The sequence below is a fragment of the Sulfitobacter sp. AS92 genome, from assembly GCF_038900015.1.
GTDB lineage: Bacteria > Pseudomonadota > Alphaproteobacteria > Rhodobacterales > Rhodobacteraceae > Sulfitobacter.
In genome coordinates, this window is record NZ_JBBMQL010000004.1 from 56,171 (window position 1) to 66,852 (window position 10,682).

Consider the following 10,682-nt stretch of genomic DNA (forward strand, 5'->3'; position numbering starts at 1 on the left):
GATGGTGAGGCTGTGGCCGGTTCAATCCCAAGTGAAATCTCGGCGGGCATCACGTTCGGTGTGTCGCTGTCCTATCCAGAATATGCGGCTCCTGAGTGGGGGCTGACCCTGATCCTGCGCGGGCCGCAGGCGATCACGGTCGATGCCGTGCGCGATGGTGACGAGTTCATCTTCAGCGCGGCGGCGGATACCACGGCTGCGTGGCAGCCCGGCGCTTATTGGTGGCAGCTGCGCGCAATCGACAGTTTCGAGACGGTTCTGCTTGAGGACGGCCAGCTGCGGGTGCTTGAGGATTTGGCGGCCGGTTCTGGCGCGTTCGACGGCCGATCCCATGCCGAGAAAGTGCTGGAAGCCGTCGAGGCGGTGATCGAGGGGCGCGCCTCTATCGACCAGCAGTCCTACTCGATCAATAACCGCAGCCTCACTCGGACGCCACTGGCCGATTTGCTGAAGCTGCGCGCGGTCTATCGCGCCCAAGTTCAGGCGGCGAAGGCGGGGAAAAAAGGCGGGCGTCTCGGCCGCATGCATCGTGTGAGGTTTAGCTGATGGGCTGGTTCGGAAAGCGGGAGCCGCAAACGCGGCAGGAGCCGCGCGTCGTGGACGCGCCCAGCAACATTCCCAAGCTGTCGAAGAAGCGCGCGCCTCGCCTCGGTCGCGGCGGTGCTGGCAAACGGCTTTTTGACGCGGGCGGCTCTGATCGCCTGACCGGGTCTTGGTCGACCACGCCGCTGACGGCGGATGATGTGGTTCGTCGCAATCAGCGGGCTTTGGTCGCGCGTTCTCGGGAGCAGGCGGCGAACAACGACCACGCTAAGGCGTTTCTGCGCATGGTCCGTCAAAACATCATCGGGCCGCGCGGCATCCAGATGCAGTCTCAGGCGAAAGACCCGGACGGCTCTCTGGACTTGGAGGCCAACGCGGCAATTGAGGCGGCTTGGGTAGAATGGTCGAAGGCCGAGAATTGCGATGTGACGGGGCGGCTTCCGTTCCGGCAAATCCAAGGGCTGGCGGTTCAAACGGTCGCGCGCGATGGGGAGTTCTTTGTCCAGGTCGTGACCGGCCGCGATGCTGGGCCGTGGGGCTTCGCTCTCAACGTGCTTGATCCGCAGCGCTGTCCTCTCGATCTGGACGAGGTCAGCCTGCCGGGCGGTCGGTTTATCCGGCATGGCATCGAGTTCAATCAGTTCGGGCGTCCTACGGCATATTACTTCACAACGACCGGGGCCGAAGAAAGCGACTACTCGTATGGCGGCCGGTCCTTCGTTCGCCTCCCTGCGGACCAGATCATCCATTGCTTTATATCGGAGTTGATCGGACAAAAGCGCGGCCTGCCGTGGATGGCTACCGCGCTCTGGCGGATGCACCAGCTGAACCAGTTAGAGCATTCGGCGCTGGTCAACGCGCGCGAAGGCGCGAACAAGGCGGGCTTTATCGAGTGGGACGAAGGCTACGGTGCGGAGGCCGTCGACGAAAACGACGAAGCTATTGAGGTCGAAATCGAAAGTGAGGCCGGGGTTTACCACGAGCTTCCTTCCGGCGCGCGCTTCAAGGAATACAACCCAACCTATCCCTCGGGCGAGTTCGCGGTCTTTTCCAAGCACCAGCTGCGCGGCATCTCGGCCGGGCTCGGGGTGGCCTATAACAATCTGGCGTCGGATTTGGAGGGCGTTAACTACTCGTCTATCCGGCAAGGCACGATTGACGAGCGCGAGCACTGGAAAGACCTGCAGGAGTGGGTCGTGGAGAGCCTGATGGCGCCGATCTTCGGGCGCTGGCTGAAACGCTCGCTTCTGGCTGGCAAGATCAAGCGCGCCAGCAAACCGTTGCCGGCCGCGAAGCTGGACAAGTTTTCAAAGGTCGCATGGCAGCCCCGCCGCTGGGATTGGATCGATCCTAACGCGGACGTCAAAGCTGCCGTGCTGGCGAAGAATAACCTTCTGATGTCTCCGTCGCAGATCATTCGTGATCGCGGCCAAGACCCGCAGACGGTTTGGCGCGATATCGCTCGGGATATCGAGGACATGCGGAAAGCGGGCATTCCCGAGGAAATTATTAACGCTGTCGTACTTCAACAAGCGGAGGGGTCTAATGGCTCAGCAAAACCAGCCGGTCAAAGTTCCGGAAACCAAAGCGACGGGGGCTCGGGTGCTGACGGCAGCTGATCTGGTCGGTCGCTCTCTCACTCGGGCCGTGACGCCGGAGCAAATTAACGCAGCCGGCGAAAACGGGCAGCGTGGGTTGTCGCGTGTCGCAGAGGTTCGCAACATCGATGAAGATGCGCGGACGGTAGAGCTCGCCTTTTCCTCGGAGATCGAGGTCGAGCGGTACTTCGGTATCGAGGTGCTATCGCATGATCCGGCGTCCGTCCGGATGGATCGTATGCTGGGCGGTGCCGCGCTTCTGGTCAATCACGATTGGGACGACCAGATCGGCGTCGTAACGGAGGCGCGCATCGATGCCGACCGGCGCGGGCGGGCTGTGGTCAAGTTCGGGCGCGGCGCGCGGGCCGATGAAATCTTCCAAGACGTTGTAGACGGTATCCGTCGCCATGTCTCGGTCGGCTATCTGATCCACAAGATCGAGATCGAGGAGCGGGCTGGGCAGGCCGATATGGTCCGGGTGCTCGATTGGGAACCCTACGAGGTTTCCATCGTGGCCGTCGCTGCCGATCCGTCTGTCGGTGTGGGCCGCGATTTGGGGGCAGGAAAACCGCCAGAGGAAGAGAGCGCGGCTGCTTCGGATACTGAAGCCACAAATACGGACGAGGGTGCGTCCAATCAATCGCAGGAACGGAGCGAAACTATGGAACGAATTTTGCGGGATAGCGCGGGCAACCTCGTGCGCGCGATGGTGGACAAGGATGGCAAGATCGTTGAAGTCCTCGAAACCATCGAGGAGGCTGGCGAAAACACACGCCAAGCAAAGCGCACTGGCTCCGAAGCCGAGCGCGCTCGCGTTCGCTCGATCATGGAAATGGGCGAGCAGTATGGCGCTGACGATCTGGCACGTGATGCCGTTCGTGATGGGCAAGAAGTGGATCAGTTCCGTCAGGCGCTTCTGGATCATATGGACGGCGGTCGTCGCAATGCCTCACCTCTCTCGGATCGCCACAATGTCGGCCTGTCTGAGCGCGAGCAGGACCAGTTCTCCTTCGTGCGGGCAATCCGCGCGCTGTCTGATCCGACCAACCGTCGCGCGCAGGAAGCTGCCGCGTTTGAGTTCGAAGCGTCGGAAGCTGCCGCGCAGGCAATGGGCCGCTCGGCCGAGGGCATCATGGTCCCTCCGGAAGTTCTGACCCGCGCACTCAATTCTGACACCAGCGGCACGGCTGCGGGCGACACAGGCGGTAACGCCATCGCCACCACGCTGATGTCGCAGTCATTCATCGATATGCTGCGCAACCGGGCTGTTTTGATGCGTCTGGCTACGCCGCTCTCCGGTCTGGTCGGCAATGTGGATATTCCGCTGCAGGCGTCGGGCGCTTCCGGCTACTGGATCGGTGAGGACGATGATGCTCCCGAGGACGGTCTGGAGCTCGGCCAGTTGGCCATGTCGCCAAAGACCGTTGCGGCCTATTCGGAGATCACGCGAAAGCTGCTGAAGCAGTCCAGCGTCGATATGGAGGCGCTTGTTCGCCGCGACCTGGCATCGGCTCTCGCGCTGACCATCGATAAGGCCGGTTTTTATGGCTCCGGCTCCGGCAACCAGCCGCGCGGCATCAAAAACTATGCGGGCGTTAATGCGGTTGATTTCGGCGGTGCAGCCTCCGGTGGTGGCGCGGCAATGCCCAGCTACGCCGAAGTGGTGCAGATGGAGACAGCCATTGCCTCGGATAACGCGGACGTCAACTCGATGGCTTACGCAATGGGCGCAGGCATGCGCGGCCACCTGAAAACGACCGAGAAGTTCGACGGCACCAACGGTTCGCCGATTTGGGAAAGCGGCAACACCGTGAACGGCTACCGCTCCGAGGTCACAAACCAGATCACCTCCGGTGATTTGTTCTTCGGCAACTGGGCTGATGTGGTTGTCGGCATGTGGGGCGGGCTCGATATCACTGTCGATCCTTACTCCAATTCGAAGAAGGGCCGTCTCCGGATCGTCACCATGCAGGACGTCGATATCCTCCTGCGCCGCGTCGAGAGCTTCAGCTACGGCTCTGACGCTTCCTAACCTCCCTGACTGCTCGGCCGCTTAGGCGGTCGGGCGTTTTTTCTTCAATTATCGGAGCGGCATGATGTCGAAAACTGTAAAAATCAAGGTGACCAGCGCCTTCGTCTATGAGGGCAAAATCCGCACGCGCGGCCAGACTGTCACGATGGCCGAAGCGGACGCCAAACCCATTCTTGAGCGTGAAAAGGCGGTTCTGGCCAAGGGCGGCGATGATGCCGACACTGAAAGCGACAACGGTGCGAAGGCGCCTGCCAAACCAGCGAAGGCTCCCGCGAAGTCAGCAAAGGCTCCGGCCGCTGCCGGGGCTGCTAACAAAAAGGACTGACGGCTGTGCCGTCTCCTGATTGGGAAGACTTGGGCGCCTTCCTGCAGACCGATGATTTCGCTGTCGAGGCGACCATCGTGTCTGCGGAGGGCGCCTCTCGTTCTGTCTCTGGTATCTTTGACGAGCCGTTCTTCGACGCGCAGCTGGGCGAGTATTCTTTCGATGGAGCCCAGCCTCGTTTTACCGCGCGCGCTGCCGATCTGGACGGGGTCGCGCGGCGCGACGAGGTCAGCATTGGGAGCGTTTCTTACCTCGCGCTCGGCGATCCGCAGAATGACGGCACCGGCATGGCGGTGCTGCCTCTTGTGAAGCAGGAGGCCGGTGGTGCTGCATTTTGACTTCGACGCCTCGGAAATGCGCCGCATCGCGGACGAGTTCGGGGCGTCTGAAAAGCAGATTGCGCTCGCCTATTCCCGCGCTCTGCGCCGGACGGCTTCCAACATGAAAACCCAAGCCCGGAAAGGGCTGCGCGAGCGGCTCGGGCTGCGCTCCGCATCCGAGCTCCGCAAACGGCTTGCCGGGTTCAAATTCAACCGCGGCTCCGGGGGTGATCTTGGCGGTGTTCGCATGTGGTTCGGTCTTAACGATCTGCGCGCCTCGGCGTTCAAAGGGCGACCGCAGGCCACGCCGGGCGGCGCCTCGATGGCGGGCCGGTCCGTATCGGGCGGCTTTGTCGCCAAGAACCGCAAGGGGCAGCGGACCATCATGCGCCGGGTCGGTCGTAAGCGATACCCGATCGCCGAGGCGCGGCTCGATATCGAGGACGAAGCCGCGCGCTTCATCGAGGACGAGGTGTTCGATGAAATTGACGAAGTGTTTTTCCGGAATTTCCGCGCCGAAATCAGGGCGCGCACAATCTATGAGGTGGGCGGGTGAACGCTGATACAGAGATCGATTTTGATGCGCTGCATGATGCTGTTGTCGCTGCCATTTCGGCCGGCATGCCCACGGTCGCGTCGGTGCAGGCGTATCCCGACACGAGCGAGCCGCTCACCCTGCCTGCAGTCCTTGTGGATCTTGAAGACATGGAAGCTGCCCCGGAGGCCGATCCCGGCACTGAACAGCTGGCCATGCTTACGCGGTGGCGCGCGCGGCTGATCCTTGGGTTCCGGACGGCCTATGTGGATCGGCAGGTTCGCAAGGGCGCAGCGCAGCTGGCGCATCTGGTGCATCTCAATCGCTGGGGCCAGCCGGTCGGGCCGGCGCGGGTCACTCTGGTCGGTCCTGATCCGTTCGATCCTAATCTCGACCAGTACGAGGTGTGGGTGGTCGAATGGGAGCAGATCGTGCATCTGGGCGCGTCGGTTTGGGAATGCCCCGAGGGTTCGGTGGTCCCAGAAACGGTATATCTCGGGGTGGAGCCGGAAACCGGGCCGGATCACGTCGAGGATTACTGGCAAATCGTACCGGAGGACGATCTGTGAGCTTCCAGGCGGCAGAAGCGGAGCGGCGCTCTGCATCTATGGTTCGGGTGGCACGCGTGGTGTCCGTCGATCCCGGCAAAGCGCGGGCGCGCGTCTCCTTCGGAGGCGAAACGGAAAGCGCCGATATACCGTTCATGGCGATGCGTGCCGGGGCCGCGAAGGTCTGGGCGCCTCCGGCTGTCGGTGAGCAGGTTTGGGTTCTCGCAGAAAGCGGCGACACTGCGCAGGGCGTGATCCTCGGGGCCGCGTTCCAGCATGGCATGCCTGCGCCGTCCTCCGCTGGAGAAGCCGTCGAGGTGCATCTTGGCGATGCCAGCTTGATCATGCTGCCTGATAGCATTGAGCTATCGGTCGGGGGCGTCTCTTTTACCGTCTCTGATAACGGTCTCGCCATTGAGGGCGGCTCTGTCTCGCACAACGGCAGGAACATCGGCGATGATCACGCGCATACCGGAGTGACTTCTGGGCCGTCGACTAAGGGCGAGCCGGTTTAGGGCTGCTCTGGGAAAACCGCCAGAGGAAACCGTGCGCGCGCGTGGCGATGATCTGGACATGATTGGCATGAACGCATCGACCGGGGCGCCTCTGGATGGCATCGACCATCTTCGGCAGTCCATTACAGATATCCTGACGACGCCAATTGGCAGTCGGGTGATGCGGCGTGACTATGGCTCGCGCCTTTATGATCTGATCGATGCACCGATCAACCGCTCGACCGTCCTTGATGCCTATACGGCCGTCGCCGAAGCGCTCAACCGATGGGAGCCGCGTATCCGTCTGGAGCAGGTTCTGCTGACGGATGTCGCGCCGGGCCGGATGGAGCTATCTCTCTCGGCCGTCCTCGAGACGGATGGGCGCGAGATCACTTTGGACGGGGTGGTCGTGCAATGACTGAATTCTTCGATACGCGCCTGACTGCGGACGTGGCGAGCCTGCCGGTTCCGGACGTGGTCGATGCGCTCGACTATGAGGCCATCGTCTCTGCCATCCAGACAGACTTCCAGACCCGCTATCCTGATTTCTCGGCCGCGCTGGAAAGCGAGCCGGTCGTTAAGCTGATTGAGGCCATTGCCTACCGCGAGGTGCTGCTGCGGCAGCGCGTGAATGATAGCGCGCAGGCGCTGTTCGCCTCGACCGCGCGCGGGGCCGATCTGGAAAACCTCGCAGCCGCGCAGGGCGTGGTTCGGGCCGTAGTTAAAGAGGCGGCCGGCAACGATCCCGCCGTCTATGAAACCGACGCGCAGCTGGTGAACCGCTTCCTTCTTTCTTTCTCTCGCCATAGCGCCGGCAGCCGTGGCGCGCTTGCCTTCTATGCCTATTCGGCGGTGCCGGCGCTGTCGGATGTCTCTGTCCTCGGCCCGGTGGTGCATGGCCGGGCGGGCGACGTCGATCTTGTTGTTCTTGGTGTGGGCTATGCCGATGCCTCGGAGGCCGATATAGCCGCAATTCGCGGCACTGCTTTCAGCGATGGCGCTTATCCGGATGGGCTGGGTGGCTTCGTGGTTCGGGCCGTTCGGGCTGAGTATGACGTGCATCTTCGGATTACTCCGGCTGCGTCGGATGGGCCGTCGCGTGAATTGGCGCGCAACGCAGCCGAGGCGCGTGTCCGTGCGGTGTGCGAAGCCCGGCAGCGGATCGGGGCGTCGGTTCCGGCGCCGCTGATCCAAGGTGCCGCCTATGGTGATGGCGTCTCGATCCTCTCTGTTGAGGACTTGAGCCCGGTGGTGCACACGGCCGATCCCTACACCGCGCCGATCCTGCGCTCCCTGACTGTGGAGCTCGCGTAATATGAGTGCTGCTGATCTCCTGCCGCGCAATGCGACCAATCTGGAGCGCGCGCTTGCTGACGTTCTCTCTCGGCAGCCGGCTGTGCCGCTGCGCGATCAGCGTGATCCGTATCTTGCGCCGGCTGCGACCTTGCCTTGGCTCGCCGCGCACCACGGCGTGCGCCTCTGGTTCGATGATTGGTCGGATGCGCGCAAGCGCGACATTATCGCCCACCATGCTGGGGTGCATCCGGGCTATCCGGGGGAGCGGCTTGGCGAAATGGTCGGTACGCGGCTCGGGCTGCAGAGATACCTGGACTATGTCGACGGCTCGATCCTGCATTCTCTGGCCTATCCTGCGCCGTTCGTGGTTGGTGATCATTCGGTTGGCTCGCGGCGGGTAAATCAGGGGCCGTTTTCGGCTGACTACTTGGTCTTGGTCGCGTTGACCGAACATGCGCAATCTCTCGCGGTTGGGGCATCGGCGGTTGGCGATGTGGCGTTGGTGCCTCCGAGCCCCGAGCCGGTGGATCGCGCGCTTGCGGCCGCGCGGGCTGCGAAGAGTGCCGCGACCGTGGTCGGCTGCTACTTCGATACGCGCCGCGCACTCAATTCGGGGGACGTGCCATCTACGGCCGATGCCCCCACTACCGGGCAATTTAAAGACAGATTGGAGCTCTCAGCATGACGCGCAACGTCCTAATCGCTGACAAGGAATATGCCACGGGCGAGGTCTTTTCGGGCATCGGCCGTGCCGCACGCGATCACGCGGACGCGGTGACGGCGGGGGCTATCGCCTTCCCATCGCATTGGTCGCGGTTCACCGTGACCATCGCCGGGGGCGGTCAGTCGATCACCATCGCGCCGGGTGAGTTGTGGAAAGGGGATGCGATCTACTCGCTTGAGGCGGCGGTCGATATCGGTATTCTCGACTATCTGCCGCCGGCGGGTAACGAGAAGTGGATCGCGATCCTCGCGCAGCCCTCCAACCAGACGACGCGCGACCGCGCGGCGAAGGTGCGGACGGGGCTCGATCCTGAAAACCCGCAGCCGGCCACGCAGTCGGTCGTGGGTGAGGAGGTCCGGCTGGTCGAGTTCGTCGTGCAGCAAGGGACGCAGGCGGCGCCGGGTTCTGCGGTCAAGCCGACCGTGCCAGAGAGCTCCTGCGCCGTGGTCTTTATCCTGCTGTCTGGTGCGGGCGCCCAAGCGATTGAGCCGGCCGTCTCGGGCAAGGTGAAATCCCTTTATGACATTGATGGGCGCTTGACCGGGCTTGAGGTTCGGGTGGATGCGCTGTTCCAGCGTGTGACCGGCATCGAGACGGATGTCGCGGCCATCAAGGGGGAAATTCCCCACATCATCCGTCCTGAGATCATCATCCAGCTGCAGGGCGGTCTGGCCCGGATGGAGCAGCTGCTCGGCGCTCCGGTCAACTATGTGAGCCGGTTCTTCGATGCGGCGCTGACGACGGAGCATTGGGACGAGAGCCATGTGGATTGGAATGCCGATATCGGCGAGGGGGTAAAGTTCCCGAAGTTCGCGCTCACGGACAACCGCATGGAGGTGCTGGCAGACGCCTCGCCGGATATCCGGATCAAGGATGGCGTTCTGATGCCTGCTTGGACCGAGGAGCGCCTGATCGACGTTTCTGGCTCCGGCAGCACCAAGGATATTTCGCAGCAAACACATACTGTGCGGACCGCGCATACCGGCAGCGTTTCTCGGTCGTCGGTGGAATATGGGCCTACTGTGAAGATCTGCGAAAACACCCGCGAGTATGCCAACGTGGGCCAAGCGGCGTATTTGGGTAACTTCAAATCGTCGGCCGGGGAGACATTCCAAAACCTCGGCAAGACCGACAATCCTTGGAACCAAACGCAAGAGGCGGCAAACGGGCACTCCGAATACCGGGCGCGTCAGGTGATCAAGCGGTCTTGGACCGAAACCTACACATATTGGACCACCACCACCTATGGGGTGAACGGCTCCGTCTACGGGCAAACCTTCCTTAACTCGCAGGAGCGGATCGTCACATCGCTGGAATTGGATGTGGCGCGCAAAGGGTCGGACGGCGATATCCATGTGTTCCTCTGCGAAGTGAACGAAGGCGGCACGCCGGACTTCGACACCACCATCGTCAAGGGCACCATTGCTCATGCTGATCTTTCGACCGGCTGGGTCAAATGTGATTTCCGGCCGACGCTCCTGACGGCCGGGCGCCGCTATGCGTGGTTTACGGTCACGACCGGCAACCACTCCCTGCGGACTGTGACCGGAAATAAATACGCGCAGGGGTCGCTGTTCTGGTCCACGGACGAAGCATGGGCGCAGGGCAGCCCCACTGAGGACTTCGCGTTCCGGCTCAACGCGGCCAAGTTCTCGACCACGCGCCTTGCGGTTGAGTTTGTCGCGCTGACCCTGCAAGGCGGCATGACTGAGTTCCACTTCACCTATGGGGGCTGGGAGCCGGGCGGCACGCGTCTGCCATGGGAGTATGCGCCTAAGCGGATCGGCCTGCCGGACGTTTGGCATCCGTTCTCGACCGACGACAATTCGCCGCTGCGCGACGTGCCGGACACTTGCCGTATCCGGGCTGTGTTCGAAGGCACGACCGATCTCATGCCGTCGATTGTTTTGGATGATACGGCGCGGCACCGGGCCTATCGGCGCGGCGCTTCCATGCTGGCCGTGGGCGAGGATCACGGCTTCGGCCTGCCTACCACGACCGTCATCACCGAGACCGTGGTGGATGATTATGACCCGGCTATTCACACGGTCACGCCTGAGTTGATGGTCGGCGGCACGGTCTACTCGGCCGATACCGTTACGGAGATTGAGGACGATTATCCGGAACCAGAGCGTCTCAAACTGCGCGCCAGCTTCACCGTGCCTTCCACCAATTCCGCGCGCTATCGGCTGGTGGGTCAGAGCACATCTTCGGTCGATTTATTCTTTGGCGAGAGTGTCGCCATGTTCGCTTTCTAAGGAGTGCCC

Annotated in this window: 12 protein-coding genes; all 12 read left to right on the plus strand. The window is 62.4% G+C overall.

Annotation, left to right across the window (positions count from 1 at the left end; translation table 11 throughout):
- The first annotated feature begins 12 nt into the window (after nt 1-12).
- Entirely contained in the window at nt 13-546 is a 534-nt protein-coding gene (locus WNY61_RS09255; RefSeq protein WP_342851170.1) for a hypothetical protein, read from the plus strand.
- Entirely contained in the window at nt 546-2,162 is a 1,617-nt protein-coding gene (locus WNY61_RS09260; RefSeq protein ID WP_342851171.1) for a phage portal protein, read from the plus strand. The genes WNY61_RS09255 and WNY61_RS09260 overlap by 1 nt, the downstream gene beginning before the upstream one ends.
- A complete protein-coding gene (locus tag WNY61_RS09265; protein ID WP_342851172.1) occupies nt 2,089-4,173 on the plus strand; it encodes a phage major capsid protein in 2,085 nt (694 codons plus the stop codon). The genes WNY61_RS09260 and WNY61_RS09265 overlap by 74 nt, the downstream gene beginning before the upstream one ends.
- A 64-nt stretch (nt 4,174-4,237) precedes the next feature.
- Complete coding sequence (locus tag WNY61_RS09270) at nt 4,238-4,498, plus strand: hypothetical protein (protein WP_342851173.1); 261 nt, start codon at nt 4,238-4,240, stop codon at nt 4,496-4,498.
- Nucleotides 4,499-4,503: 5 nt separating this feature from the next.
- Nucleotides 4,504-4,836, plus strand: a complete 333-nt coding sequence (locus WNY61_RS09275) for a head-tail joining protein (RefSeq protein WP_342851174.1) — start codon at nt 4,504-4,506, stop codon at nt 4,834-4,836.
- On the plus strand, nt 4,823-5,374 hold the full coding sequence (locus tag WNY61_RS09280; protein ID WP_342851175.1) for a phage tail protein: 552 nt from the start codon (nt 4,823-4,825) through the stop codon (nt 5,372-5,374). The genes WNY61_RS09275 and WNY61_RS09280 overlap by 14 nt, the downstream gene beginning before the upstream one ends.
- Nucleotides 5,371-5,922 carry a hypothetical protein gene (locus tag WNY61_RS09285; protein ID WP_342851176.1) on the plus strand — a complete coding sequence of 184 codons (552 nt, stop codon included), beginning with the start codon at nt 5,371-5,373 and terminating at the stop codon, nt 5,920-5,922. Before WNY61_RS09280 ends, WNY61_RS09285 begins: the two co-directional genes overlap by 4 nt.
- On the plus strand, nt 5,919-6,416 hold the full coding sequence (locus WNY61_RS09290; protein WP_342851177.1) for a phage baseplate assembly protein V: 498 nt from the start codon (nt 5,919-5,921) through the stop codon (nt 6,414-6,416). Before WNY61_RS09285 ends, WNY61_RS09290 begins: the two co-directional genes overlap by 4 nt.
- Nucleotides 6,417-6,447: 31 nt before the next feature.
- A complete protein-coding gene (locus WNY61_RS09295) occupies nt 6,448-6,813 on the plus strand; it encodes a GPW/gp25 family protein (protein WP_342851178.1) in 366 nt (121 codons plus the stop codon).
- Nucleotides 6,810-7,709: a baseplate J/gp47 family protein gene (locus tag WNY61_RS09300; protein WP_342851179.1), complete on the plus strand. Its 900-nt coding sequence runs from the start codon at nt 6,810-6,812 to the stop codon at nt 7,707-7,709. The genes WNY61_RS09295 and WNY61_RS09300 overlap by 4 nt, the downstream gene beginning before the upstream one ends.
- Nucleotide 7,710: 1 nt before the next feature.
- Nucleotides 7,711-8,376: a phage tail protein I gene (locus WNY61_RS09305; RefSeq protein WP_342851180.1), complete on the plus strand. Its 666-nt coding sequence runs from the start codon at nt 7,711-7,713 to the stop codon at nt 8,374-8,376.
- Nucleotides 8,373-10,673: a hypothetical protein gene (locus WNY61_RS09310; RefSeq protein WP_342851181.1), complete on the plus strand. Its 2,301-nt coding sequence runs from the start codon at nt 8,373-8,375 to the stop codon at nt 10,671-10,673. Before WNY61_RS09305 ends, WNY61_RS09310 begins: the two co-directional genes overlap by 4 nt.
- Nucleotides 10,674-10,682: the final 9 nt, after the last annotated feature.